Genomic DNA, 24,112 nt, shown 5'->3' on the forward strand with positions numbered 1-24,112 from the left:
ATCATGACACTCCAACGGATTGCCTGCGCCTTGGTGCTGCTGGGCGGCATGGTCTCGATGCTCGCTGACGCGCAGCCTGTTGCGCGCGGAGCGAATGCGGCCAGCGCCGCGTCGAGGAGCGCTTCCGCTGACGCACGCCGGCGCTCGCAGGACACGCCGTTTGCGTTTCGCGGCATAGCGCTCGGTATCACGCTCGACGAATTCCGCGCGGGTTCGACCGTACGCGCGACGCCGTTGGGCAGCGTGCCGGTCTGCGAGACGGATGTGCAGGCGGGCGCGCTCGGCATGCGGCTGAAATCGCACGAGAGTCTGACGGTGGCTTGCCGCTGGGCACATCGTGCGGACGACGGCTGGGCGGTGTCGCAAGCCGTCGTCGACGGCGCACCGGCACTGGAGCATGTGTTGCGCTTTGCGCGTGTCGACGGACAGAGCGCGTTGCGTCTATACGAGATTTCTTTTGTGATCGACGAAATCACCGCGGAAGATTTGCGTGACGCGCTCGCGGACCGTTATGGCACGCCGCGGCTGGTGACGCAAAGCGTGTCGGCGTCGAGCGCGATGCCGGTCTACGAGTGGGAAAACGCGATGAGTTCGATCACGTTGTGTTTTTTGCCAGGCACCCGCAACGGCACGCTCACCTATCTGCTGAAAGGCTCGGACGCATGGGTGAAATCGGTCGTGCGGCAATGGCAGGCAAGCGGTGCCGAGGCAGGGTGATGCGCTGCCTCGGCCATCGTTCTGTTTGCGGGCTCATATACGGCTTCGCTCGCGTCGCAGAGCAAAGCGTCCGCAACGCGCCCGCTGAGTCCGTTTTCTATCCGGCCGATCCGGCCAGGGAGCATGCATGACTGCGCTACGTTTCACTGTCGCGCTCGGCGCGGCGGCCTGTCTCGCGGCGTGCGGGAGCGGCCAGCAGCCATCAATCGTGGAAACGCCGATGTCGCCGCCGCTCGCGTCGGCGCCGCTGAACGTCAACACGCAGGGGGCGATCTATCAGGCCGGCGCGCCTCTGCTGCTCTACGAAACGCCGCGTGCGCAGCATATCGGCGACGTGCTCACGATCCGCTTGTCGGAGTCGTACAGCGGCAACACCAGCGCGACCGCCGCCGCGAATCGTTCGAGCAGCATCACCGCGACCGCCGCCGATCAGTCGACCAACGCCGCCGCGCGGCTTGCGAGACTGTTCAACGTCGGCTCGGCCAGTACCGATTACAAAGGGCAGGGCAGTCTCTCCGATATCAGCGGCATGACCGGCACGCTGGCCGTGACCGTGATCGGGACGATGTCGACCGGCAATCTGGTGGTGTCGGGCGAAAAATTGATCGCGATGAGCGGCAACCGCGACCGCTTGCGCCTGTCGGGCATCGTCAATCCGAAGGATATCGAGGCCGGCAATTATGTGGCGTCGAGCAAGGTCGCGAATGCGCGCATCGAGCAGGCCGGCGTGGGGATGGTGTCCGACTCCACGACGATGGGCTGGCTGCAGAGAATGTTTCTGAGCGTGCTGACGTTCTGAAGTCGATGCGGCGCGCGAGAGATACGCAACACGCGACATGCGGCGAAGGTTTTCTTAAGTCCGCGGCCCGGCTTTGTTTGCGATCTCGTCAGGTAAGCATTACGCAAGCGGCGGTGCGCTGCGTTCCGCTGCGCCGATTTCACCGTCCGGTACGAACACGTAGCCACGTCCCCAGACGGTTTGCACATAGCGGGGCTCCGACGGATCCACTTCGATCAGCCGCCGCAAACGCCAGATGGAGACGTCAAGGCTGCGATTGCGATGCACCTCGCTATTGCCGTGCAGTTTTTCCAGCAACTGCGCGCGTGTGAGGACGCTCATCGCGTGCGTGACGAACACCTTGAGGATCGCGAATTCGCTCGAACGTAGCGGAATCCGCTCACCGTCGCGGCGCAATTCGCGCGCCGGAAAATTCACCTCGAAACGACCGAAACGATAGGGCGCACGATGCTCCGGCGCGCTCGGCGCAATCGAGCCGCGGCGGCGCAACACGGTGCGAATCCGCGCGACCAGTTCGCTGGGTTCGAATGGCTTGCCGAGATAGTCGTCGGCGCCGAGTTCGAGGCCGATCACGCGGTCGATCGGATCGGCACGCGCGGTAAGCAGGATCACCGGAATGTCGTCGCCGGCCACGCGCAAGGCGCGCAGCGCGCTGATGCCGTCGAGCTCCGGCATCATGATGTCGAGCACGATCAGCGCGGGACGCTCGTCCTGCAAGGCGCGTTGCAGCGCCATGCCGTGTTCGAGCGTGGACACCTTGAAGCCGCGCCCCAGCAGATATTCGCTGACGAGCTCACGTACGACGGGGTCGTCGTCGACGACCAGAATGGATGGGTTCATCCAGGTCATCTTAGTGATCCCCGCGGGCGGCGCAAAGCGCGAAACGCTTTCGAATCCTTTCCCGTGTAAGAGAACGCAAGCAGACGATGAACCTAGTTTGCCAGCGACGTCTGCATGGTTTGCATCGGCTGCCTGGCGAGATCAGTTTGATTGACCACCATCTTGTCGATCAAACCATTGAGCTTGGTCGAGGCGGTGGAGAAGCGGTCAGTGTTGAGGCCACCCGTCTGGTAACGCGCGGTGACGAGAATGTGCCCGTGCTGGATCAGCGTCAGATCGATGATCGACAGATACTGGATCGTTTCGTCGCTGAACGAACGGCGGCCGTAATCGATCGCGGCGTTGTAGACGAGGCGCGCCTCGCATCCGGCGGGCGAGGTGCCCGGATTGTAGACGTCCGAACGAATGCCGCGCCGGTCGAGCGCAAGTTGCAGCGCCGGCACGAAGTCGCCGACCGACACGGTCTGATTCACTTCGATGCAGACGTTATGCACGTCCGCTGGACGGCCGTTGACGAAGGTTGGCGATGAGTAGTTCGCCGCGATTGCGTAGCCTGCCTGAATCACGGAGCCGGTGGCGTCGGCTGCCGAGATCAGTGTCCACGCGCAGCCGTTCAGACCGAGTGCGAGCGTGGCCGAGGCGGCGAGCCATGTACAAGGCCGCCGCAACATGACCCACGCGGCCATGGGGGCCCGCGTGAAAGCGTAAGCGCGCAAGCTCGGCGTAGAGGTCATGATGCGGTGCCTGGTGGCGGTGAGGAAGTGCGGCGAATGGCAACGGGTCCCGGCGGATTGCAGCGGATCGTGGCAAGAACGGCCCACGCTCAGCGCGTGACGCGCAGGCGCAATTCGTTCTGCCCTTGAATGCTGGCCGTCACGTTCACTCGGCGATCTTCGGTAGTCACTATGAAATGCTGACGCGTCGGCGTGTTGACGTCGTGTACGACGTTCGGAAAGCAGGCAGCGATATCGGCGCCGAATTCTTCGAGCGGATCGCTGACGACGCCGTCGGCTTGCCAGTGCGCGCGCCAGTGGCAATCGTAAGTATGCGTGTTGGCGCGGCAGTCGTCCGCAGTTGATACACCCGGCAGTTGCGCGGAAGGTTGCGCGTGCAGTTGCTTGAAGTCGGGGGCATCGACGATGTGTTTGAGCGCGGGGCAGACGTCCGCCGGCTCATTGGGCTGGGTGGCTTCTGCGGCGTACGCGGTGCTCGTGAGCAGCAGGGCTGCGCCGAGAGCAAGCGCTGCGCGCCGGGTCAAAGGATGGGAGCGGCGATCGAATGACATGTGCGGAGAGTCCAGTAGCAGTGAGTGGCAGGGCGGGCTGCGCATGGTACGGCCCGCACGACTATCGTCGCTGCTGCAGGGGATTTTCAAAGCACGGAACAGCTTGCCCGCTTCGCAAATGCTTTCGAACTCTTCTCGCGTGTTTCCGGATGTTGCGGCGGGTGAGCCGGTCGCGCGGGGGAATGGAACTGTGTTGCGTGTCTACGGGCGGCGCGCGGAACGTTGCGCGAATGTGTGCGCGTTGCCTCGCCGTGCGGAAGATTCCACTGACGGGCGGTATGTCGCCTAGCCGAGCGTGAGGCCGCCGTCGATATGAATCACCTGGCCGGTGATGTGACGCGCTTCGTCAGAGAGCAGAAACGCGATCAGCGCGGCGATATCCGCGGGCTCGGCGACGTGACCGAGCGGCGTCGCTTCGGCGGCGCGAGTCCACACCGATGCATTATCGGCACTTGGCCCGCGATCTTTACGGGTATAGCCGGGCGCCACACAATTGACCGTCACGCCGTGCGGCGCAAGTTCAGCGGCTGCGGTTTTAGCCAGCGATTCGAGTGCCGCTTTCGCCGCAGCAGTCGCGGCGAACGGTGCATCCGCGCGATAGCGATGCGCGACGAACGAACTGAGTGCAACCACGCGGCCCCGCTTCGAGGTTTCCAGGGCTGGCGTCGCACGCTTGACGAGTGCGGCGAACGCGGCCGGCATGGCGGCGAAGGCGGCGCTGAACGCATCGGCGTCGAGTGCGTTCAGCGTTTGCCGTTGCGCGTGACCGGCATTCGCGACCAGTTGATCAAGCGCGCCGAAGCTTGCGAGCGTTTGATGAACGACGTGTTCGGCGGCGCCGCGTTCGGCCAGATCGCCGAACACTGTCGCGCAGCGTGCGCCGTTCGTACTGCAATCGGCTGCGACTTGCGCAAGACGCTGGCGCGCTTCGTCGTCGGCGCCGCGTGCGTGCAGCATCAACGCGGTACGCGGCGCGGCGATGCGTCGGGCCAGCGCCGCGCCGATGCCGGAGCCCGCGCCGGTGATCAGGACGACCCGATCGAGCTCGGCACCGCTCATGCCAGTCGTGCTGCTCGCGGCGCCGGTGCTGTTCATGTCGCTCATGCCGCTCACGTTGCTCATGCTGTTCACGCGGCGATCGGTTCGCCCGAGCGCTCGACGTCGAGCGTGTCGCCATGGAACGCCGCCAGCGATTCGCGATGCGCGACGCTGACGATCGCCGCCTTCGGCAGCCGCTCGGTGAACAGGCGATAGAGGCGTGCTTCGTTTTCCGCATCGAGCGCGCTGGTCGCTTCGTCGAGGAACAGGTAGTCGGGCTTGTGCAGCAGCACGCGGGCGCCGGCGAGACGCTGTTGTTCGCCCGGCGAGAGAATGCGCGTCCAGTGTCCCGATTCCTGCAGGCGATCGGCGTACTCCGACAGATGGCAGGTGACGAGCGCTTCGCGGCATTCTTCGTCGGTGTAGGTGTCCGCGGAGGATGGATAGCTGAGCGCGGCTTTCAGCGTGCCGATCGGCATGTAGCTGACCTGCGGGATGAACATCATGCGCGCGTTGACCGGTGCGTCGATCGAGCCGTCGCCGAACGGCCACAAGCCGGCGAGCGCGCGCATCAGCGTGCTCTTGCCGGAACCGGACGGACCCCGCACCAGCCAGCGCGAACCCGGCTTGATCGCGATATCGCGGATGCGCGACAACGGGTTGCCGTTCGGCAGCGCAAGCTGGAGGCCTGCGGTGGAGAGCTTGTCTTCGTCGACGAAATGCAGATTGATGCCGCCATGCGCGGTAGCGGGCGACACCGATTCCTTCAGGCGCGGCGCATGCACGATGCGCTTGAATTCACGCAACCGGTTCACGGTGGCGCGCCATTCGACCAGCGTGCCGTAACTGTTGATGAACCACGAAAACGAATCGCTGACGGTGCCGAACGCGCTTGAGATCTGCATCAGCACGCCGAACGAGAAAGCGCCCGCGAAGTAGCGCGGCGCGGCGACAACGATCGGAAAGATGATCGCGATCTGACCGTAGAAGCTCAGCACGAAGGTGAGCCGCTTGGTGTACTTCATCACCTGCCACCAGTTGTCGCGGATGCGGCCGAACAGGGTGTGCGCGTTCGTCTTCTCCGTTTCCATGCCGTTGTAGAAGGCGATCTGTTCGGCGTTTTCACGCAGCCGGATCAGGCCGAAACGGAAATCCGCCTCGACCTTCTGTGCCTGGTAGTTGATCGGCACGAGCGGGTGGCCGACCTTCTGGATGACTAGCGAGCCGACCACTGCATAGAGCGCCGCGGCCCACACCATGTAGCCCGGAATCTGTATCGGCATGCCGCCGAGCGAAATGGTCAGCGCGCCGGCCAGCGACCACAGGATCGTGATGAACGAGACCAGCGTGACGACTGTGGAAAGCAGATCGAGCGTCAGCGAGAGCGTGGTGGTGGCGAACGATTGCAGGTCGTCGCTGATCCGCTGGTCGGGGTTGTCTGCGAGCCGGTCACGCTCGATCCGGTAGAAGGCGCTGTCGCGCAGCCATTCGTTGAGATAACGCGTGGTCAGCCACTGCCGCCAGCGGAACCCGAGCATCTGGCGCAGATAGCGGCCGTACACCGCAAGGATGATGTAGCCGAACGCGAGGCCGGAAAACACCATCAGCAGATGGGGGAAGTCATGAATGTTCTTGGTTTGCAGCGCGTTGTAGAAGTCGGCGCTCCAGCGGTTCAGGCGCACGTTGATCCACACGACGAGCAGATTCATCACGATGATCGCGATGAGCAGCCCCCAGGCCGTTTTTCGTTCTTCGGACACCCAGTAAGGTTTGATCAGGCTCCAGGCGGAGACTTTTTCGTCCGGTGGCAGCGCGGGGCTGGAAGCGGTATTCGGTGTCATGAGCATCCTGATGAAGTGCTGGCCCCTCTGGGCTGGCCCATGTCGGGCCGGCCCCACGGCGGGTTTGCGGTGCGTGCCCCGGGCGTCGTGCTCGACGAACGCAGGTCCGGCTGAGCGTCCGATTCTGGCGCGAAGCCCTTAAGCGAAAATTAATTTCCGCTCGGAGGTCCCGCCTCGATGCTGCCGGTGCGTGGGTGGCCAGACCTGTCACCTGCGCGCCAACGGCATCCGGTCCTGGCATTGTGCCAGAGCGCCGCAGTCGGCCGTATTGATGAATCGAAAGAGGGTGCCGGATCAGCGGCGCGCGACGGCGTGGCCCGCTGGTTTGCGGCCGCCGCGCCTTTTATGGTCTAATGACCTTCGACGAAACAGGGGTGCTTTGCCCACAGGCTGCATGATTTTCATGCAGCGGCGGCGAGGCTGAGAGAGACCCTTTGCACCCGATCCGGGTAATACCGGCGCGGGAAGTTTCCGGAAGCAGCCAGTCTTCCATTCCCCGCCGGGCGGCGTCCGTCATTGGACGCGCGTATTGCCCGGCCGGCCTCACCCGCCGGTTTCGTCCTGGGTACGTGCGTTTTTTGCCGTACGGAAAGGACTCGATGACCGCCTATTCTTCAGACATGTGTTTTGCTCTTCGCCACGCTTTCGCCGGTTATGCCGGCATGCCGTGCGGCTTTGGCCTTGCTTGCCCTTGTGACCCGGAGTGCGCGCGATGAATCGTTCTGTCCAACCCGATTTCGCCGTGCTCGGCGGTGGGCTGTGCGGGCGCCTCGTCGCGTGGCGCCTGGCCGGTGAAGGGCATCGCGTCGCGCTCTATGAGCGCGGCGATGCCGCGGGTACGCAAGCCGCGGCCTGGGTCGCCGCCGCGATGCTGGCGCCGCTGGCCGAAGCCGCCAGCGCTGAACTGCTGATCACACGTCTCGGCGCGAGTTCGCTCGACACCTGGCCGCGAGTGCTGGCCGAATTGCCCGAACCGGTGTTCTTCCAGCGCAACGGCACGCTGGTCGTTTGGCATCACGCCGACCGCACCGAAGCGCCGTTGTTCGAACGCCGGGTGCGCTCGAACGCGCCTGCTGAACTGCTCGACGGCGGTTTCGTGACGCTGGCGGGCGCTCAGGTCGGCGCCGCCGAGCCCGCGTTGGCAGGCCGCTTCAACCAAGGGTGGCTGTTGCCGCGCGAAGGCCAGCTGGATAACCGCCAGGTGTTGACCGCGCTCGCCGCAGGGCTCGCCCAGCGCGGCGTCGAAACGCACTGGAACACGCCGGTCGACGATCACGCGTTGCCGCCTGCCCGCGTCACGATCGACTGCCGGGGGCTGGGCGCGAAACCCGTGCTGCCCACGCTGCGTGGTATCCGCGGCGAAGTTGCCCGCGTGCATGCGCCGGGTATCAAGCTGACGCGGCCGGTGCGTCTGCTGCATCCGCGTTACCCGCTCTATATCGCGCCGAAGCCGGACGATCTCTACGTGATCGGCGCAACTGAGGTGGAAGGCGAGGACATGTCGCCGGTTAGCGTGCGCTCGGCGCTCGAACTGCTGAGCGCGGCGTTTTCCGTGCATCCCGGCTTCGGCGAGGCACGCATCCTCGAACTGAATTCGCAGTGCCGCCCGACTTTGCCGGACCACCGTCCGGCCTTGCTGTGGGATGGCGCGCAGACGCTGCGCGTGAACGGCCTGTACCGGCACGGCTACATGATCGTGCCCGAAGTCGCCGACGAAGCCGTGCGCTTCGCCGCGGCGTTGCTCGACGGCCGCATCGGCGACGCCGATGCTTTCGCCGACTGGCAAAGTGCCGCGCGCTGGAGCGAGCTGTTTCAACTGGACGCCACGCGGGAGCCGGCATGAGCGTTGCGCGCGTGCTGGCGAAATAACCGCGAGCAAAACAAAAACGCGCGCTGCGCCGCTGCCCCACTCGACTGAACCGTATTCGAACACCATGGACATTCATATCAATCAGAAGCCGTTGTCGTTGCCCGAAGGCGCGACTGTCGCCGATGCGCTCGCCGCGTTCGGCGCGCGTCCGCCCTTCGCGGTCGCGCTGAACGGCGATTTCGTCGCACGTACCCAGCACGCGGCGCGCGCGCTGCAGCCGGGCGACAAGCTCGATGTCGTGCAACCCGTGGCCGGCGGCTAAGCCCGCGCCGCGTATTGCCGGAGACCAGGACTATGCAAATGACTTCCCTCCACACCGCCGACGCGCTCACGCTCTACGGCGAAACCTTCGCGAGCCGCGTGCTGCTCGGCACCTCGCGCTATCCGTCGCTGCAATCGCTGTCTGATTCGATCGATGCGGCAAAGCCTGGCATGGTGACCGTCGCGCTGCGCCGGCAGATGAACGAAGGCGGCGCCGAAGCCGGTTTCTTCGATCTGCTCAAGAGCCATGGCGTGCCGCTGTTGCCGAACACGGCCGGTTGCCTGACCGTCGGCGAAGCGGTGACGACCGCCCATATGGCGCGCGAAATCTTCGAAACCGAATGGATCAAGCTCGAACTGATCGGCGACGACTACACGCTGCAGCCTGATCCCGTCGGCTTGATCGAAGCGGCTGCGCAACTGATCAAGGACGGCTTCAAAGTGCTGCCGTATTGCACGGAAGATCTGGTGATCGGACGCCGTCTGCTCGACGCGGGCTGCGAAGCGCTGATGCCGTGGGGCGCGCCGATCGGCACCGGCAAGGGCGTGATCAATCCGTACGGCCTGCGTGTATTGCGCGAACGCCTGCCGGATGTGCCGCTGATCGTCGACGCGGGCCTCGGCGTGCCGTCGCATGCGGCGCAAGTGATGGAGTGGGGCTTCGACGGCGTGCTGCTGAACACCGCCGTGTCGCAGGCGACCCACCCCGACGCAATGGCGCGCGCCTTCGCGCTGGGCGTCGAAGCCGGCCGCCAGGCTTTTCTGGCGGGGCCGATGGCCGAGCGCGAAAGCGCGCACGCGAGCACGCCGGTGGTCGGCATGCCGTTCTGGCATCAAGACGGGAGCGCCGCATGACGCAAACTTTGCCTTTGACTGGCCGCGACCTCTTCTGGCCGCCTGCCGACGAACTCACCGAAGCCGCCGAGCGGATCCGCGTCCGCCTGGGCGAGTGGCCGCCTACGCACGCGCCGTGGCGCATCTGCCTGACCGCGCCGGACGAGCCGAACGGCGGGGATCTGATCATCGTCGCCGACGCGCAGCAGCATGGCGAGCAGGTGGCGCGCTGGCAGGTAGCGGGCGCCGGCGTGATCGTCGCCGCCGAGAATGCGGCGACGCTCCATCTGGGAGGCGAGAAATACAGTCTGGAAGGTCATCTGGCGGAAGACTGGATTCCCGCGCTGGCGGCGTTCCTGGACTGCGGCTTCGATCCGCACGACGCGCTGGTGCTGGCGTTGGCCTGGCGCGACGGCGACGAAACCCGCGCGGACGACGCTTTTCCGGCAGATATCGAGCACTTCCCCCGCCTCGCCGGCCTGCCGGCCGCGCCGGCGCAAGCGTTCGCGCGTTGCCCCGACCGGCTCGGTCTGTACCCCGTGCTGCCGACGGCGGAGTGGGTTGAACGCGTGGTGGGTTTGGGCGTGAAAACGGTCCAGCTACGCCGCAAATCGGCCGAACCCGCCGACGAGCTGAAGCGCGAAATCGCCCGCTGTGTCGCCGCGGGCCGTGAGCACGACGCTCAGGTTTTCATCAACGATCACTGGCAGGCCGCGCTGGAAGCGGGCGCTTACGGCGTTCACCTCGGCCAGGAAGACGTGCATACCGCCGATCTGCCGGCGCTTGCCGCCGCCGGCATCCGCCTTGGTCTGTCAACGCACGGTTTCTACGAGATTCTGAAGGCACTGCACTTCCGGCCAAGCTACATTGCGTTGGGCGCGGTGTTCCCGACCACCACCAAGGTCATGCCGACCGCGCCGCAGGGCCTCAAGCGTCTCGCACGCTATGTTCGCCTGCTCGACGGCGTCGTGCCGCTGGTGGCGATCGGCGGGATCGATCTGCAGGTGCTGCCCGACGTGCTGGCCACCGGCGTGGGCTGCGCGGCCGTGGTGCGCGCCGTGACCGAGGCCGCCGATCCGGCTGTCGCGGTTTCTGCGCTGCAACATGCGTTTACGCAATAATCGTCAAGTTCAGTAAAGGGACAGGGCGCCTCACGGCAGCATTTCCATGATGGCCCTATAATTCGGCCTTCCGTGTAAAAGGACTGTCAGTTTCGTGTCTTCCTCCCCCGAGCCCTTACTCGAGCTGCGCGACGTCGACTTCGGTTATGGCGACCGGCTCGTCCTGTCGAACCTGAATCTGCGCTTCAAGCGCGGCCAGGTCGTCGCGGTCATGGGCGGCTCGGGTTGCGGCAAAACCACAGTGCTGCGTCTGATTGGCGGTCTGGTGCGCGCGCAGCGCGGCCAGATCCTGTTTCAGGGCCAGGACATCGGCGCGCAAACGCGCGACGGCCTCTACGCGCTGCGCCGCAAGATGGGCATGCTGTTCCAGTTCGGCGCGCTGTTCACCGACATGTCGGTGTTCGAAAACGTTGCTTTCGCCCTGCGCGAGCACACCGATCTTCCCGAAGAACTGATCCGCGACCTCGTGTTGATGAAGCTCAACGCGGTTGGGTTGCGCGGCGCGCGAGACCTGGCGCCGTCGGAGATTTCGGGCGGCATGGCGCGGCGTGTGGCGCTGGCCCGGGCGATTGCGCTCGACCCCGAGCTGATGATGTACGACGAGCCGTTCGCCGGTCTCGATCCGATCTCGCTCGGCATCACCGCGAACCTGATTCGCGCGCTGAATCAGGCACTTGGCGCAACGTCGATCCTGGTCACGCACGACGTGCCGGAATCGTTCGCGATTGCCGACTACGTCTATTTCCTTGCCAACGGCGGGGTGCATGCCGAAGGCACGCCGGCCGAGCTGCGCGCGTCGACCGATCCGACGGTGCGCCAGTTCATCGACGGCGCGCCTGATGGTCCGTTCAAATTCCACTATCCCAGCCAGACACCGCTCGCGGCGGACTTCGGCATCGGCGGAGGTCAGTCATGATCAGTGCGCTTGGTCGCTCGGTGATCGGCGGGCTGGGCACGGCCGGTTACGCCACACGATTCTTCTTCCGGTTGCTGCTCGAGTTTTTCCCGCTGTTGCGGCGGCCGCGGCTTGTCACGAAGCAGATCCACTTCGTAGGTAACTATTCGCTGGTGATCATCGCCGTGTCGGGGCTGTTCGTCGGCTTCGTGCTCGGCTTGCAGGGTTATTACACGCTGAACCGTTACGGTTCCGAACAGGCGTTGGGGTTGCTGGTCGCCCTTTCGCTGGTGCGCGAACTCGGGCCGGTGGTCACGGCCCTGCTGTTCGCGGGGCGCGCCGGCACCTCGCTGACGGCCGAGATCGGCTTGATGAAGGCGGGTGAACAATTGACCGCAATGGAAATGATGGCGGTGGACCCGGTCAAGGTCGTGGTCGCGCCGCGCCTGTGGGCGGGCATCATTTCCATGCCGATCCTGGCTGCGATTTTCAGTGCGGTCGGCGTGTTCGGCGGTTATGTCGTGGGTGTGCTGCTGATCGGCGTCGATTCGGGCGCGTTCTGGTCGCAGATGCAAGGCGGCGTCGATGTCTGGCGCGATGTCGGCGCCGGGGTCATCAAGAGCGTGGTGTTCGGCCTCGCGGTGACCTTTGTGGCGCTGTTTCAGGGCTACGAAGCCAAGCCGACGCCGGAAGGCGTGTCGCGTGCCACGACCAAGACGGTCGTGTACGCATCGCTTGCGGTGCTCGGCCTCGATTTTCTGCTGACTGCACTGATGTTCAGCTAACACTGCGCTGCACGTTTCCGCTTCGCGGGCGCGCCTCGGGTTGCGCGTGCCGGGAGCGGGAGCAGCGTGGCGGATTCACTTTGGGATGACGATGAAAAAGACTGCTCTCGACTTCTGGGTCGGCCTGTTCGTGGTGTTGGGTTTCGTGGCGTTGCTGTTTCTCGCGCTGAAGGCCGGCAACATGAGCTCGTTGTCGTTTCAGGCAACGTACCCAGTCAAGCTCAAATTCGACAATATCGGCGGACTGAAGGCGCGCGCACCGGTGAAGAGCGCGGGCGTGACGGTCGGCCGGGTCGATTCGATCGGCTTTGACAGCAATGCGTATCAGGCTGTCGTCACGATCGATATCGACAAGCAATACCCGTTTCCGAAAGACACGTCGGCCAAGATTCTGACCTCGGGTCTGCTCGGCGAGCAATACATCGGGCTCGAACCCGGTGGCGACAGCGAGATGCTTAAAGCGGGTGACACGATCTCGATGACACAATCGGCGATCGTGCTGGAAAACCTGATCGGACAATTCCTGTATAGCAAGGCCGCGGACTCGGGCGCATCCAAGCCGGGCTCGGGCTCGGCGGCGCCTGCGGCCGCTCCCGCCACGGCACCTGCGGCGCCGACTTTGCCCGCCTCCGGCGCGGCCGGTCAATAAGGAGAATAAAAATGCAGACCCTACGCAAACGGGGCGTGCGCACCGTCCAGACGGCGGCGTTCGCGCTGGCGGCCGTTACGCTCGCCGGCTGCACGACCGTGCAAACGCCGACCAAGGGCGATCCGCTCGAAGGCTTGAACCGCACGATCTTCACTGTCAATGACAAGCTCGACCAATACGCGCTGAAGCCGGTCGCGAAGGGCTATGTCTGGGCGACGCCGCAGCCGGTGCGCGACAGCGTCACCAACTTCTTCTCGAACATCGGCGACGTCTACATCGCGGCGAACAATCTGCTGCAGTTGAAGATCACCGATGGCGTCGAAGACATCATGCGGATTGTGATCAACACCACGTTCGGCGTCGGCGGTCTGTTCGACGTGGCGACGCTCGCCAAACTGCCCAAGCATGACAACGACCTCGGCCTCACGCTCGGTCACTACGGCGTGCCGGCGGGTCCGTACCTCGTGCTGCCGCTGTTCGGGCCGAGCACGGTGCGCGACGCGGTCGGCTCGATCGGTAATTACTATGTGAATCCGCTCAGCTACATTCATCCGGATGGTCTGAGCTGGGCGCTGTACGGCCTGAACGTGGTCAACACGCGTGCGAATCTGCTGAACGCGAGCGACGTGCTGGAAGGCGCCGCACTGGATAAGTATTCGTTCGTGCGTAACGCGTATCTGCAGCGCCGCCAGTATTTGCTGTCGGACGGTAAGCAGTCGGAGGCGTTGCCGAACTACGGCGATGAAGCGCCGCTGCCGAAGTACGACGACGTCGATGACGGCGCCGCTGGCGCTGCGGGCACGCAAGGTGCTGCCGCGAAGGCGGCGACCCCGCCGCAAGCAGCTTCGGCAACTGGCGCAACCACGGGCGCAACCGGCACGGCTGCCGCACCTGAGGCCGCCTCCGGCAGTGCTGAATCGCCACCGCTCGATCTGAACGGCGGTCCGGAAACGACACAGATTCCGGCCGGCCAACTGGTTCCGCCGTCGCGTTTCAACTTCCCGTCATTCAAATTGCGTTGATCGTGCGGCCGTAACACCTCGATACGACTCTCGCAGTTTGCGCATGGATTGCTGCTGAACTCGCGTGCTAATGTCGGCTCAAACGGTTGCACTATTTTTAAGGCAAGCAAGGTTCGATATGAAAAAACTATTCCTGATTCCGTTGTTCGCTGCGCTGTTCTCTTTTGCCAGCGCCGGTGCATCGGCGCAAACGGTGGACTCCAATTCGCCGGACGGCCTGATCAAGACGGTCACCCAGCAGGTGATCGACGCCGTGCGCGCCGACAAGTCGATTCAGCAGGGCGATATTTCGCACATCACCCAGCTCGTCAACGAAAAGATCCTGCCGTACACCGATTTCCGCCGCACCACACAACTGGCGATGGGCCGCAACTGGCGCACCGCGACGCCGGAGCAGCAAAGCGCCGTGGTCGAGCAGTTCAAGATGCTGCTGATCCGTACGTATTCGGGCGCGTTGGCGCAAGTGCGCGACCAGCAGATCCAGTACAAGCCGTTCCGCATGAACCCGGACGACACCGACACGGTGGTGCGTTCGGTGGTGATGAACAACGGCTCGCCGATCGAACTCGACTACCGTCTGTACAAGACGGCGAACGGCTGGCGCGTCTATGACATCAACGTGCTCGGCGCGTGGCTGATTCAGGCGTATCAGCAACAGTTCAACGAGCAGATCCAGCAGAAGGGTGTGGACGGACTGATCCAGTTCCTCACGCAGCGCAACCAGCAACTGGCCGCGGGCAAGCAGTCGTGAGCGAGGTGCTGAACGCCGTCGCAAGCCGCTTCGAAAGTGGCGCGACACTGACCCACGAAAGCGCGAAAGCCGTGCTCGAGGCGGGTTTGCAGCGCATCGCTGCCGGCGCGAACGGCGTGGATTGCGCGCCGCTCGCGCAATTCGACTCGTCCGCGCTTGCCGTCCTGCTCGCGTGGGAGCGTGCCGCCCAGGCACGTGGCATCGCGTTCGAGATCGTCAACCTGCCGGCTGGTCTCGCCAGTCTTGCGCAAGCCTACGGCGTCGATACACTCCTGTGTCGGCCGGAGTTAGCGCTTTAGCGCTTACGCCGGCCCCATGCTGCTTGCAGCGCGCGCGACATTGACGCTCCTATAGCGTCACTTCCAATCGCCCCGGCCGAGCCGGGGCAGCTGATTTTTGCCCTATAATCAAACGTTTTTTGGGGCATATAACCGGCCCCAATTTCGTCCCTTCCAGCATTTTTGCGCCCCCTCAGGGCTCCTTTAGGCGCCGCGACGCACGCGGCCCACAGTCATGTCAGCCATAGAAATTCGTAACGTCAAGAAGCGCTACAAGGATTTGCAGGCGCTCAAGGGCGTCAGCCTCACGGTGGAAGAAGGCGAGTTCTTCGGACTGCTCGGTCCGAACGGCGCGGGCAAGACAACGCTCATCAGCATACTCGCCGGCCTCGCGCGCGCCGATGAAGGCAGCATCGCGGTCCGCGGCCATGACGTGGTCAGCGATTTCCGCGACGCACGCCGCGCGCTCGGCGTGGTGCCGCAAGAACTCGTGTTCGATCCGTTCTTTACCGTGCGCGAAACCTTGCGCATCCAGTCCGGCTACTACGGGCTGCGCAATAACGACGCGTGGATCGACGAGATCATGGCCAATCTCGACCTTACCGATAAAGCCGACGCCAACATGCGCGCGCTCTCGGGCGGCATGAAGCGCCGTGTGCTCGTGGCGCAGGCGCTGGTGCACCGGCCGCCGGTGATCGTGCTGGATGAACCGACTGCTGGCGTCGACGTCGAGTTGCGGCAAACCTTGTGGAAATTCATCTCGCGCCTGAATCGCGAAGGGCACACGATCGTACTGACCACGCACTATCTGGAAGAAGCCGAATCGCTGTGCGACCGCATCGCGATGCTGCGGCGCGGTGAGGTCGTCGCGCTCGAGCGCACCAGCACCCTGCTGCAGCGCTTCGCCGGCATGCAGTTGTTCCTGCGCTTCGCACAAGGCGTGCTGCCGGCGGAGTTGCGTCCTCTCGAAGTGGACAGCGGCACGGGCAACGGCAATGGCCGCCAGCATCTGCTGCGTCTCGCGAGCTATGACGACGTCGAGCGGATTCTCGCGCAGTGCCGCGCAGCGGGTTGTACATTCGAAGAAATCGAGGTTCGCAAAGCCGACCTCGAAGATGTGTTCGTTCAGGTAATGAACGGTCCGGAAGTGATCGAGGGGCTTGCATGAGCGGCTACAGTGGTTTCAGCACGCTGTTTTACAAGGAAATCCTGCGGTTCTGGAAGGTGGCGTTCCAGACCGTGCTGGCACCGGTCATCACCGCGCTACTGTATCTGACGATTTTTGGCCACGCGTTGCGCGGTCACGTTCAGGTGTACCCGGGCGTCGAATACACGAGTTTCCTGATTCCCGGCCTCGTGATGATGAGCGTGTTGCAGAACGCCTTCGCGAATAGCTCGTCCTCGCTGATCCAGTCGAAGATCACCGGCAACCTGGTGTTCGTGCTGCTGCCGCCGCTCTCGCACTACGAGATGTTCGGCGCGTATGTGCTCGCGGCCGTGGCCCGTGGTCTGGCGGTCGGCTTCGGCGTGTTTATCGTGACGATCTGGTTCGTGCCGGTCAGCTTCAGCGCGCCGCTTTATATCATCGCATTCGCGATTTTCGGTGCGGCGATTCTTGGCACGCTGGGTTTGATCGCCGGTATCTGGGCCGAAAAGTTCGATCAGCTTGCCGCGTTTCAAAACTTTCTGATTATGCCGCTCACGTTCCTCTCGGGCGTGTTCTACTCGACGCACACGCTGCCACCGGTGTGGCGCGAAGTGTCGCGGCTCAATCCCTTTTTCTACATGATCGACGGCTTTCGCTACGGTTTCTTCGGGATGTCGGATATCAATCCGCTCGCGAGCCTTGCGATCGTTGCCGGTTTCTTCGTGGTGCTGGCCGTGGTGGCGATGCGCATGCTCGCCTCCGGCTACAAACTGCGCCACTGATCAGGAGCATCTCTCATGTTGCCGACTCCCGAACAGGTCAAGCAATACATCGCGGCTGGGCTCGCTTGCCAGCATCTCGAAGTCGAAGGCGACGGTCAGCATTTCTTTGCGACCATCGTTGCCGAGAGCTTTGAAGGCAAGCGTCTGATCCAGCGCCATCAACTCGTGTACGCGGCGCTCGGCGACCGCATGCGCGAAGAAATCCACGCGCTCAGCATGAAAACGCTGACGCCCGCCGAATGGCAGAACGCGTAATCTGGAAATTTAGTGCGAATTACTCAAGAAGGGCGCGACGCCGGTAGCGGCGCGTCGAACACAGTCAAAGCAAGCCCGGCTGAAGTCCGGGTCGATCAGGAACTGACAGGCATGGATAAACTCGTCATTGAAGGTGGCTACCCGCTGTCGGGCGAAGTCGTCGTCTCAGGTGCCAAGAACGCGGCGTTGCCGATCCTGTGCGCGAGTCTGCTCAGCGCGGAACCGGTGCATCTGGAGAACGTGCCCGACTTGCAGGACGTGCGCACAATGCTCAAGCTGCTCGGCCAGATGGGCGTGCAGATCGAGAGCGGCGCGGGGCGTGTGTCGCTGGACGCGTCGAAGGTCGATAACCTCGTCGCGCCGTATGAGCTGGTGAAGACCATGCGTGCGTCGATCCTCGTGCTCGGCCCGCTGGTCGCGCGCTTCGGTCACGCTCGCGTGTCGCTGCCGGGCGGCTGCGCCATCGGCGCGCGTCCGGTGGATCAGCACATCAAGGGTCTGCAGGCCATGGGCGCCGAGATCACGATCGAGCACGGCTTTATCGAAGCGCGTGCGAAGCGTCTGAAGGGCGCGCGCATCGTGACTGACATGATCACCGTGACGGGCACCGAAAACCTGCTGATGGCCGCGGTGCTGGCCGAAGGCGAGACGGTTATCGAGAACGCCGCGCGTGAGCCGGAAGTCGGCGACCTCGCGCATCTGCTGGTCTCGATGGGCGCAAAGATCGAAGGCATCGGCACGGATCGTCTGGTGATCCAGGGCGTCGACACGCTGCATGGCGCAAAGCACACGGTGATTCCGGATCGTATCGAAGCCGGTACGTTCCTGTGTGCGGTCGCGGCCGCAGGCGGCGATGTGACGCTGCGCAAGGTCCGTCCGCTGATTCTCGAAGCCGTCACCGAAAAGCTGCGCGAAGCCGGCGTCACAATCGAAGAAGGCGACGACTGGATGCGCGTGCGCATGGACAAGCGTCCGAGCGCGGTGAGCTTCCGCACGTCCGAATATCCGGCGTTCCCGACCGACATGCAGGCGCAGTTCATGGCGCTCAACACGCTCGCGGACGGTACTTCGCAGGTTGTCGAGACGATTTTCGAGAACCGCTACATGCACGTGCAGGAATTGAACCGCCTCGGCGCGAACATCACGATCGACGGCAACACCGCGCTCGTGACCGGCGTCGAGAAGCTGTCCGGCGCGAAGGTGATGGCGACCGACCTGCGGGCGTCGGCGAGCCTCGTGATCGCCGCGCTGCGTGCTGAAGGCGAAACGCTGATCGACCGCATCTATCACCTGGATCGGGGTTACGACCGGATGGAGGCCAAGCTCAACGCCATCGGCGCCAAGGTGCGCCGCATCGCCGGGAGCCAGGCATGAGTTCGATGCCGCAAACGTCGTCTTCGCCGGCTGTGAGCGCGCCGCTCACGCTGGCCTTGTCGAAAGGGCGTATCTTTGAAGAGACGCTGCCGCTGCTCGCCGCAGCCGGCATTGAAGTCGCCGAAGATCCGGAAACCTCGCGCAAGCTGATCCTGCCCACGACCGACGCGAACCTGCGTGTGATCATCGTGCGCGCCACGGACGTGCCGACCTACGTCGAATACGGCGCGGCCGACTTCGGCGTGGCCGGCAAGGACGTGCTGCTCGAACACGGCGGCAGCGGGCTGTACCAGCCGGTCGACCTGGATATCGCGCGTTGCCGCATGTCGGTCGCGGTGGCGGCCGGTTTCGACTACGCGAACGCGGTGCGCCAGGGCGCACGCCTGCGCGTGGCGACCAAGTATGTGGAAACCGCGCGTGAGCATTTTGCCGCCAAGGGCGTGCACGTCGACCTGATCAAGCTGTACGGTTCGATGGAACTGGCGCCGCTGGTCGGTCTCGCCGATGCGATCGTCGATCTGGTGAGCTCGGGCAATACCTTGCGCGCCAACAATCTTGTCGAGGTGGAAGAGATCATGCAGATTTCGTCGCGCCTCGTTGTGAACCAGGCGGCGCTGAAGCTCAAACGCGCCGCGCTGCGGCCGATCCTCGACGCATTCGAACGCGCGTCGAAAGCCGGCACTGCGGCAGCCTGAACAGTTTGACCACGCGCGTGGTCGAACTTTTAACGCGCGCCTTACCGAAACGGATACCCGTATGTCTATCAAGATTCGCAAACTCGATTCCAGCGCGCCCGATTTTCAGAAATCGCTGCGCGCGGTGCTCGCGTTCGAGGCGAGCGAAGACGAAGCAATCGAGCGCTCGGTCGCGCAGATTCTGAACGATGTGAAGGCACGTGGCGACGCTGCGGTGCTCGAGTACACGAACCGCTTCGACCGTGTCGAGGCGAAGAGCGTCGCGGCGCTCGAATTGCCGATGTCCGAACTGGAAGCGGCGCTTGAAGGTCTCGAGCCGAAGCGCCGCGCGGCGCTCGAAGCGGCGGCGGCGCGCGTGCGCGGCTACCACGAGAAGCAGAAGATCGAATGCGGCAGCCATAGCTGGCAGTACACAGAAGCCGACGGCACCGTGCTCGGCCAGAAGGTCACGCCGCTCGACCGCGCGGGTATCTATGTGCCGGGCGGCAAGGCGGCGTATCCGTCGTCGGTGCTGATGAACGCGATTCCGGCGCGCGTGGCCGGCGTGCGCGAGATCGTCATGGTCGTGCCCACGCCGGACGGCGTGAAGAATCCGCTGGTGCTGGCGGCTGCATTGCTGGGCGGCGTGGATCGCGTGTTCACGATCGGCGGCGCGCAGGCGGTGGGCGCATTGGCCTACGGCACGGAAACGGTGCCCGCGGTCGACAAGATCTGCGGCCCGGGCAACGCGTATGTCGCGTCGGCCAAGCGCCGCGTGTTCGGCACCGTGGGGATCGACATGATCGCCGGGCCGTCGGAAATTCTGGTGCTGTGCGACGGCACGACGGACCCGCGCTGGATCGCAATGGACCTGTTCTCGCAGGCCGAGCACGACGAACTCGCGCAATCCATCCTGCTGTGTCCGGACGATGCATTCATCGCCCGCGTGCGCGACGCGATCAATGAATTGCTGCCGACCATGCCGCGCCAGGACGTGATCCGTGCGTCGCTCGAAGGCCGCGGGGCGCTGATCAAAGTGCGCGATATGGCCGAAGCCTGCGCGATCGCCAACGACATCGCGCCGGAACACCTCGAAATCTCCGCGCTGGAGCCGCATCAATGGGGCCAACTGATCCGCCATGCCGGTGCGATCTTCCTCGGCCGCTACACCAGCGAAAGCCTCGGCGACTACTGCGCGGGGCCGAACCACGTGCTGCCTACGTCTCGTACCGCACGGTTCTCGTCACCTTTGGGCGTCTATGATTTCTTCAAGCGTTCGAGCGTGATCGAAGTCAGCGCGGAAGGCGCGCAGACGCTCGGTGAGATCGCCGCCGAACTCGCCTACGGCGAAGGCCTGCAGGCGCATGCCCGCAGCGCCGAATACCGGATGCGTCAGAACGGCTGAAGGTGGGGCACAAGCGCCTGAATGCGGCAAATCCGGTGGTGGCGCAAGCGGGCGCGAACTGATGCCCGCGGACTTCATCGACGGATTTCACGCGGTTCCCCGTTAAGTAACCACAATACAGACCAACCTGGAGCGGCCGCCGTGCCGCCGATGCCAGGCCGGATTCTTCCTTGCGGCCCGGTCCGCTGACTTATGACGACACCTCAAGACATCATCCGCCGCGACGTGCTCGCGATGACGAGCTATCCGGTTCCGGACGCCACGGGCTATATCAAGCTCGACGCGATGGAAAATCCGTTTCCGTTGCCGCCGGTGCTCGCCGCGCATCTGGGCGAGCATCTGGCCGGCGTCGCGCTCAACCGTTACCCCGCGCCGCGCCCGGAAGCGCTGATCGAAAAGATCAAGCGCGTGATGGGCGTACCCGCCGGTTGCGACGTGCTGCTCGGCAACGGTTCGGATGAAATCATCAGCATGGTGTCGGTGGCGTGCGCGAAGCCGGGCGCCAAAGTGCTCGCGCCGATGCCGGGTTTCGTCATGTATCAGATGTCGGCGAAGCTCGCGAATCTGGACTTCATCGGCGTGCCACTGAAGTCCGATTTCACGCTCGACACCGAAGCCATGCTGGCGGCGATCGCCGAGCATGAACCGGCGATCGTCTATCTGGCCTATCCGAACAACCCGACCGGCACGCTGTACGACGACGCGGACATGGAGCGCATCATCGCCGCGGCGAACAAAAGCCTGGTGGTGATCGACGAGGCGTATCAGCCGTTTGCGCAGCAAAGCTGGCTGCCGCGCGCCGACGCGTTCGACAACGTCGTCGTGATGCGTACCGTGTCCAAGCTTGGTCTGGCCGGCATCCGCCTGGGTTATCTGGTCGGCAAGCCCGCGTGGCTCACCGAATTCGACAAGGTGCGGCCGCCCTACAACACCAACGTGCTGACGCAAGCCGCCGCTGATTTCCTGCTCGACCACGTCGACGTACTCGACACTCAGGCCGCGCAATTGCGCGAAGAACGCACGAAACTCGCGCATGCCGTGGCCCAATTGCCGGGCGCCGAAGTGTTCCCGAGCGCCGGCAACTTCCTGCTGGTGCGGGTGCCGGATGCATCCGTTATGTTCGAAACGCTGCTGGCAGCACGGGTTTTGATCAAAAACGTGAGTAAAATGCACCCATTGCTGGCCAATTGTGTGCGTTTGACGGTCGGATCGCCCGAAGAAAACGCCCAGTTGATTGCCGGACTGAAACTCGTGCTGCACTGAACGGCGTGCCGAATGGCCGCATGAGCGCTTTTCCCTCCGGCGAAAAGCGCGCGCGGCCCGCCGTGTTCCCATCCCACACTACTAATGCTTTCTAGCTAGATTCGAGGAATTACCATGCGCCTTGCGGAAGTCGTTCGCAACACCAGCGAAACGCAGATCCGTGTGAAGATCAATCTGGACGGCACCGGTCAGCAGAAGCTGGCCACCGGCGTGCCGTTTCTTGATCACATGCTCGACCAGATCGCACGGCACGGATTGTTCGATCTCGACATCGAAGCGCATGGCGACCTCGAAATCGACGATCACCACACGGTTGAAGACGTCGGCATCACGCTCGGCCAGGCCGTCGCGAAGGCAATCGGCGACCGCAAGGGCATCCGCCGCTATGGTCATTCTTACGTGCCGCTCGACGAAGCGCTGTCGCGCGTCGTGATCGATTTTTCCGGCCGTCCGGGCCTCGAATTCCATGTGCCGTTCACGCGCGCGCGCATCGGCACGTTCGACGTCGATCTCTCCATCGAATTTTTCCGCGGTTTCGTGAATCACGCCGGCGTCACGCTGCATATCGACAACCTGCGCGGCCTGAACGCCCATCATCAGATGGAAACGGTGTTCAAGGCGTTCGGGCGTGCCTTGCGCATGGCCGTCGAGATGGACGAACGCGCGGCGGGGCAGATTCCGTCGACCAAGGGCAGCCTTTAAGCGCCTATTTATCCGCTCGCTGAGTGGCTCATTGACTGCGACTGTCGGGCTCATTGGGCGGTTGGTGGATTTAGAACCTGGACCGGCGCGCTTGCGCGTGCCCGGTGTGCGATGGACATTCTGAAGTCGTTTATTTCACTGCTGGCGCTGATCAATCCGGTTGGCGCCATCCCGTTTTTCATGAGCCTGACGGCAAATCAGAGCGACGTGGAGCGGCGCAGAACTATCCGGATCGCGGCGATTTCGGTGTTTTGCGTGATCGCGGTGACGACGCTGCTCGGCCAGCAGATCATCAGTTTCTTCGGTATTTCGGTCGGATCGCTCGAAGTGGGCGGCGGGATCATCATGCTGCTGATGGCGATCAACATGCTGAACGCGCAGATCGGTAACAGCCGTTCGACGCCCGAAGAGCGCCATGAAGCCGAGCAGAAGGACAACATTGCGGTCGTGCCGCTGGCGATCCCGCTGCTGACCGGCCCGGGCGCGATCAGCACCACGATCATTTACGCGGCCGGCTCGACGCATTGGTACGACCGGTTGAGCCTCGTGGCGATCGGCGCGGTGTTGGCGGCGATCTGCTTTTTTTCGCTGCGTCTCGCCGCACCGATTGCCCGTTGGGTAGGTCGCACGGGTATCAACATCGGCACGCGGCTCATGGGTTTGATGTTATCGGCGCTGGCGGTGGAATTCATCGTCGATGGATTGAAGGCATTGCTGCCTAATTTGAAATGAAAACTTCGATAGCGATTGTGGATTACGGAATGGGTAACCTGCGTTCGGTTGCCCAGGCGCTGCGCAAAGCAGCACCGGAAGCGGACGTGGCGATCGTCGACCAGCCCGAAGCAATCCGTTCGGCCGACCGCGTGGTGCTGCCCGGCCAGGGTGCCATGCCCGACTGCATGCGCAGTCTGGCCGAATCCGGCCTGCAGGAAGCGGTCATCGAGGCCTCGCGCACCAAGCCGCTGATGGGCGTGTGCGTCGGCGAGCAGATGCTGTTCGACTGGAGCGCCGAGGGCGATACGCCGGGCTTGGGCCTGTTGCCCGGCAAGGTGCTGCGCTTCGACCTGGAAGGTCAGGTGCAGGACGATGGATCGCGCTTCAAGGTCCCGCAAATGGGCTGGAACCGCGTGCGCCAGGCGCAACCGCATCCGCTGTGGGACGGCGTGGCGGATAACGCGTTCTTCTACTTCGTGCACAGCTATTACGTCGTGCCGGACAACGCGGCCCATACCGCGGGCGAAACGGTGTACGGTGTGCCCTTTACCTCGGCGGTGGCGCGGGATAACATCTTCGCGACCCAATTCCACCCGGAAAAGAGCGCCGAAGCGGGGCTGCGCGTGTATCGCAACTTCGTGCACTGGAACCCGTGAGCGCCTTTCTTCATCCTGTTGTCCTACGCCGTTCCGCCATAAGCGGGGCGTCGGCTGTGCGCCACAACCGCAGCAAGACGATCTCGCTCTGTGCGTTCCAATATGGCGCTCCGCAAGGGCGTCGAAAGAGTTGTACTAAACTAGCGAAACGGCG

27 protein-coding genes and 1 riboswitch are annotated in these 24,112 nt (G+C 63.8%); of the genes, 22 read left to right on the plus strand and 5 right to left on the minus strand.

What is annotated here, in order from left to right; all coding sequences use genetic code 11:
- The first annotated feature begins 3 nt into the window (after positions 1-3).
- Positions 4-717, plus strand: coding sequence for a hypothetical protein (locus PQQ95_RS24885; RefSeq protein ID WP_408441853.1), 714 nt, complete (start codon positions 4-6; stop codon positions 715-717).
- 127 nt (positions 718-844) lie between these two features.
- Complete coding sequence (locus PQQ95_RS24890) at positions 845-1,516, plus strand: flagellar basal body L-ring protein FlgH (protein ID WP_408441856.1); 672 nt, start codon at positions 845-847, stop codon at positions 1,514-1,516.
- A 99-nt stretch (positions 1,517-1,615) separates the two neighbouring features.
- On the opposite strand, the gene PQQ95_RS24895 is transcribed toward PQQ95_RS24890, so the two are convergent.
- The 5 genes from PQQ95_RS24895 to PQQ95_RS24915 all read right to left on the minus strand — a co-directional run bounded on the left by PQQ95_RS24895 (position 1,616) and on the right by PQQ95_RS24915 (position 6,520).
- Positions 1,616-2,356, minus strand: coding sequence for a response regulator (locus tag PQQ95_RS24895; RefSeq protein ID WP_408441859.1), 741 nt, complete (start codon positions 2,354-2,356; stop codon positions 1,616-1,618).
- Positions 2,357-2,448: 92 nt separating this feature from the next.
- Positions 2,449-3,090: a hypothetical protein gene (locus PQQ95_RS24900; protein ID WP_408441862.1), complete on the minus strand. Its 642-nt coding sequence runs from the start codon at positions 3,088-3,090 to the stop codon at positions 2,449-2,451.
- Between the two features lie 89 nt (positions 3,091-3,179).
- Positions 3,180-3,641: a hypothetical protein gene (locus PQQ95_RS24905; RefSeq protein ID WP_408441865.1), complete on the minus strand. Its 462-nt coding sequence runs from the start codon at positions 3,639-3,641 to the stop codon at positions 3,180-3,182.
- Positions 3,642-3,926: 285 nt separating this feature from the next.
- A complete protein-coding gene (locus PQQ95_RS24910) occupies positions 3,927-4,736 on the minus strand; it encodes an SDR family NAD(P)-dependent oxidoreductase (RefSeq protein ID WP_408442060.1) in 810 nt (269 codons plus the stop codon).
- A gap of 32 nt (positions 4,737-4,768) precedes the next feature.
- Positions 4,769-6,520: an ABC transporter ATP-binding protein/permease gene (locus tag PQQ95_RS24915; protein WP_408441867.1), complete on the minus strand. Its 1,752-nt coding sequence runs from the start codon at positions 6,518-6,520 to the stop codon at positions 4,769-4,771.
- 360 nt (positions 6,521-6,880) lie between these two features.
- A riboswitch (TPP riboswitch) is annotated at positions 6,881-7,004 on the plus strand.
- Positions 7,005-7,232: 228 nt separating this feature from the next.
- Between PQQ95_RS24915 and PQQ95_RS24920 the strand changes: the two genes are divergently transcribed.
- From PQQ95_RS24920 to hisH, 20 genes are all read left to right on the plus strand, one after another.
- The gene (locus PQQ95_RS24920) at positions 7,233-8,363 is read left to right on the plus strand and encodes an FAD-dependent oxidoreductase (protein ID WP_408441870.1); all 1,131 of its coding nucleotides are present in this window, start codon (positions 7,233-7,235) and stop codon (positions 8,361-8,363) included.
- Positions 8,364-8,454: 91 nt separating this feature from the next.
- Positions 8,455-8,652 (plus strand): sulfur carrier protein ThiS, encoded by a 198-nt coding sequence (gene thiS / locus PQQ95_RS24925; RefSeq protein WP_028199627.1) that lies wholly within the window; start codon positions 8,455-8,457, stop codon positions 8,650-8,652.
- Positions 8,653-8,690: 38 nt separating this feature from the next.
- Positions 8,691-9,506, plus strand: a complete 816-nt coding sequence (locus tag PQQ95_RS24930) for a thiazole synthase (protein WP_408441873.1) — start codon at positions 8,691-8,693, stop codon at positions 9,504-9,506.
- The gene (thiE, locus tag PQQ95_RS24935; protein WP_408441875.1) at positions 9,503-10,606 is read left to right on the plus strand and encodes a thiamine phosphate synthase; all 1,104 of its coding nucleotides are present in this window, start codon (positions 9,503-9,505) and stop codon (positions 10,604-10,606) included. The genes PQQ95_RS24930 and thiE overlap by 4 nt, the downstream gene beginning before the upstream one ends.
- 94 nt (positions 10,607-10,700) lie before the next feature.
- On the plus strand, positions 10,701-11,522 hold the full coding sequence (locus PQQ95_RS24940) for an ABC transporter ATP-binding protein (RefSeq protein WP_408441878.1): 822 nt from the start codon (positions 10,701-10,703) through the stop codon (positions 11,520-11,522).
- Complete coding sequence (gene mlaE / locus PQQ95_RS24945) at positions 11,519-12,286, plus strand: lipid asymmetry maintenance ABC transporter permease subunit MlaE (RefSeq protein ID WP_201079580.1); 768 nt, start codon at positions 11,519-11,521, stop codon at positions 12,284-12,286. The genes PQQ95_RS24940 and mlaE overlap by 4 nt, the downstream gene beginning before the upstream one ends.
- Before the next feature lie 91 nt (positions 12,287-12,377).
- Entirely contained in the window at positions 12,378-12,935 is a 558-nt protein-coding gene (mlaD, locus tag PQQ95_RS24950) for an outer membrane lipid asymmetry maintenance protein MlaD (RefSeq protein WP_408441881.1), read from the plus strand.
- A gap of 11 nt (positions 12,936-12,946) precedes the next feature.
- Entirely contained in the window at positions 12,947-13,957 is a 1,011-nt protein-coding gene (locus PQQ95_RS24955; RefSeq protein ID WP_408441884.1) for an MlaA family lipoprotein, read from the plus strand.
- 118 nt (positions 13,958-14,075) lie between these two features.
- The gene (locus PQQ95_RS24960; protein WP_408441885.1) at positions 14,076-14,708 is read left to right on the plus strand and encodes an MlaC/ttg2D family ABC transporter substrate-binding protein; all 633 of its coding nucleotides are present in this window, start codon (positions 14,076-14,078) and stop codon (positions 14,706-14,708) included.
- On the plus strand, positions 14,705-15,007 hold the full coding sequence (locus tag PQQ95_RS24965; RefSeq protein ID WP_408441888.1) for an STAS domain-containing protein: 303 nt from the start codon (positions 14,705-14,707) through the stop codon (positions 15,005-15,007). The genes PQQ95_RS24960 and PQQ95_RS24965 overlap by 4 nt, the downstream gene beginning before the upstream one ends.
- 214 nt (positions 15,008-15,221) lie before the next feature.
- Entirely contained in the window at positions 15,222-16,154 is a 933-nt protein-coding gene (locus PQQ95_RS24970) for an ABC transporter ATP-binding protein (protein WP_408441890.1), read from the plus strand.
- A complete protein-coding gene (locus PQQ95_RS24975; RefSeq protein ID WP_115781174.1) occupies positions 16,151-16,915 on the plus strand; it encodes an ABC transporter permease in 765 nt (254 codons plus the stop codon). The genes PQQ95_RS24970 and PQQ95_RS24975 overlap by 4 nt, the downstream gene beginning before the upstream one ends.
- Before the next feature lie 15 nt (positions 16,916-16,930).
- A complete protein-coding gene (locus PQQ95_RS24980) occupies positions 16,931-17,170 on the plus strand; it encodes a BolA family protein (protein ID WP_054036615.1) in 240 nt (79 codons plus the stop codon).
- Positions 17,171-17,281: 111 nt separating this feature from the next.
- Complete coding sequence (gene murA / locus PQQ95_RS24985; protein ID WP_408442063.1) at positions 17,282-18,544, plus strand: UDP-N-acetylglucosamine 1-carboxyvinyltransferase; 1,263 nt, start codon at positions 17,282-17,284, stop codon at positions 18,542-18,544.
- Positions 18,541-19,239 carry an ATP phosphoribosyltransferase gene (gene hisG / locus PQQ95_RS24990; RefSeq protein WP_115781172.1) on the plus strand — a complete coding sequence of 233 codons (699 nt, stop codon included), beginning with the start codon at positions 18,541-18,543 and terminating at the stop codon, positions 19,237-19,239. Before murA ends, hisG begins: the two co-directional genes overlap by 4 nt.
- Before the next feature lie 61 nt (positions 19,240-19,300).
- Positions 19,301-20,623, plus strand: a complete 1,323-nt coding sequence (hisD, locus tag PQQ95_RS24995; RefSeq protein ID WP_408441893.1) for a histidinol dehydrogenase — start codon at positions 19,301-19,303, stop codon at positions 20,621-20,623.
- Between the two features lie 192 nt (positions 20,624-20,815).
- Complete coding sequence (gene hisC / locus PQQ95_RS25000) at positions 20,816-21,886, plus strand: histidinol-phosphate transaminase (RefSeq protein ID WP_408441896.1); 1,071 nt, start codon at positions 20,816-20,818, stop codon at positions 21,884-21,886.
- Between the two features lie 114 nt (positions 21,887-22,000).
- Positions 22,001-22,588, plus strand: a complete 588-nt coding sequence (gene hisB, locus PQQ95_RS25005; protein WP_054036619.1) for an imidazoleglycerol-phosphate dehydratase HisB — start codon at positions 22,001-22,003, stop codon at positions 22,586-22,588.
- A 111-nt stretch (positions 22,589-22,699) separates the two neighbouring features.
- Positions 22,700-23,320 carry a MarC family protein gene (locus tag PQQ95_RS25010; protein WP_408441898.1) on the plus strand — a complete coding sequence of 207 codons (621 nt, stop codon included), beginning with the start codon at positions 22,700-22,702 and terminating at the stop codon, positions 23,318-23,320.
- Positions 23,317-23,958, plus strand: coding sequence for an imidazole glycerol phosphate synthase subunit HisH (gene hisH, locus PQQ95_RS25015; RefSeq protein ID WP_408441900.1), 642 nt, complete (start codon positions 23,317-23,319; stop codon positions 23,956-23,958). Before PQQ95_RS25010 ends, hisH begins: the two co-directional genes overlap by 4 nt.
- Positions 23,959-24,112: the final 154 nt, after the last annotated feature.

Source organism: Paraburkholderia caffeinilytica (assembly GCF_046030355.1).
Lineage (GTDB): Bacteria > Pseudomonadota > Gammaproteobacteria > Burkholderiales > Burkholderiaceae > Paraburkholderia > Paraburkholderia caffeinilytica_B.

Bases quoted from the DNA above. Each gene is read 5' to 3' on its own strand.
- PQQ95_RS24885 (WP_408441853.1), top strand. From the start codon at position 4: ATGACACTCCAACGGATTGCCTGCGCCTTGGTGCTGCTGGGCGGCATG.
- PQQ95_RS24890 (WP_408441856.1), top strand. From the start codon at position 845: ATGACTGCGCTACGTTTCACTGTCGCGCTCGGCGCGGCGGCCTGTCTC.
- PQQ95_RS24895 (WP_408441859.1), bottom strand. From the start codon at position 2,356: ATGAACCCATCCATTCTGGTCGTCGACGACGACCCCGTCGTACGTGAG.
- PQQ95_RS24900 (WP_408441862.1), bottom strand. From the start codon at position 3,090: ATGACCTCTACGCCGAGCTTGCGCGCTTACGCTTTCACGCGGGCCCCC.
- PQQ95_RS24905 (WP_408441865.1), bottom strand. From the start codon at position 3,641: ATGTCATTCGATCGCCGCTCCCATCCTTTGACCCGGCGCGCAGCGCTT.
- PQQ95_RS24910 (WP_408442060.1), bottom strand. From the start codon at position 4,736: ATGAACAGCACCGGCGCCGCGAGCAGCACGACTGGCATGAGCGGTGCC.
- PQQ95_RS24915 (WP_408441867.1), bottom strand. From the start codon at position 6,520: ATGACACCGAATACCGCTTCCAGCCCCGCGCTGCCACCGGACGAAAAA.
- PQQ95_RS24920 (WP_408441870.1), top strand. From the start codon at position 7,233: ATGAATCGTTCTGTCCAACCCGATTTCGCCGTGCTCGGCGGTGGGCTG.
- thiS (WP_028199627.1), top strand. From the start codon at position 8,455: ATGGACATTCATATCAATCAGAAGCCGTTGTCGTTGCCCGAAGGCGCG.
- PQQ95_RS24930 (WP_408441873.1), top strand. From the start codon at position 8,691: ATGACTTCCCTCCACACCGCCGACGCGCTCACGCTCTACGGCGAAACC.
- thiE (WP_408441875.1), top strand. From the start codon at position 9,503: ATGACGCAAACTTTGCCTTTGACTGGCCGCGACCTCTTCTGGCCGCCT.
- mlaE (WP_201079580.1), top strand. From the start codon at position 11,519: ATGATCAGTGCGCTTGGTCGCTCGGTGATCGGCGGGCTGGGCACGGCC.
- mlaD (WP_408441881.1), top strand. From the start codon at position 12,378: ATGAAAAAGACTGCTCTCGACTTCTGGGTCGGCCTGTTCGTGGTGTTG.
- PQQ95_RS24955 (WP_408441884.1), top strand. From the start codon at position 12,947: ATGCAGACCCTACGCAAACGGGGCGTGCGCACCGTCCAGACGGCGGCG.
- PQQ95_RS24960 (WP_408441885.1), top strand. From the start codon at position 14,076: ATGAAAAAACTATTCCTGATTCCGTTGTTCGCTGCGCTGTTCTCTTTT.
- PQQ95_RS24970 (WP_408441890.1), top strand. From the start codon at position 15,222: ATGTCAGCCATAGAAATTCGTAACGTCAAGAAGCGCTACAAGGATTTG.
- PQQ95_RS24975 (WP_115781174.1), top strand. From the start codon at position 16,151: ATGAGCGGCTACAGTGGTTTCAGCACGCTGTTTTACAAGGAAATCCTG.
- PQQ95_RS24980 (WP_054036615.1), top strand. From the start codon at position 16,931: ATGTTGCCGACTCCCGAACAGGTCAAGCAATACATCGCGGCTGGGCTC.
- murA (WP_408442063.1), top strand. From the start codon at position 17,282: ATGGATAAACTCGTCATTGAAGGTGGCTACCCGCTGTCGGGCGAAGTC.
- hisG (WP_115781172.1), top strand. From the start codon at position 18,541: ATGAGTTCGATGCCGCAAACGTCGTCTTCGCCGGCTGTGAGCGCGCCG.
- hisD (WP_408441893.1), top strand. From the start codon at position 19,301: ATGTCTATCAAGATTCGCAAACTCGATTCCAGCGCGCCCGATTTTCAG.
- hisC (WP_408441896.1), top strand. From the start codon at position 20,816: ATGACGACACCTCAAGACATCATCCGCCGCGACGTGCTCGCGATGACG.
- hisB (WP_054036619.1), top strand. From the start codon at position 22,001: ATGCGCCTTGCGGAAGTCGTTCGCAACACCAGCGAAACGCAGATCCGT.
- PQQ95_RS25010 (WP_408441898.1), top strand. From the start codon at position 22,700: ATGGACATTCTGAAGTCGTTTATTTCACTGCTGGCGCTGATCAATCCG.
- hisH (WP_408441900.1), top strand. From the start codon at position 23,317: ATGAAAACTTCGATAGCGATTGTGGATTACGGAATGGGTAACCTGCGT.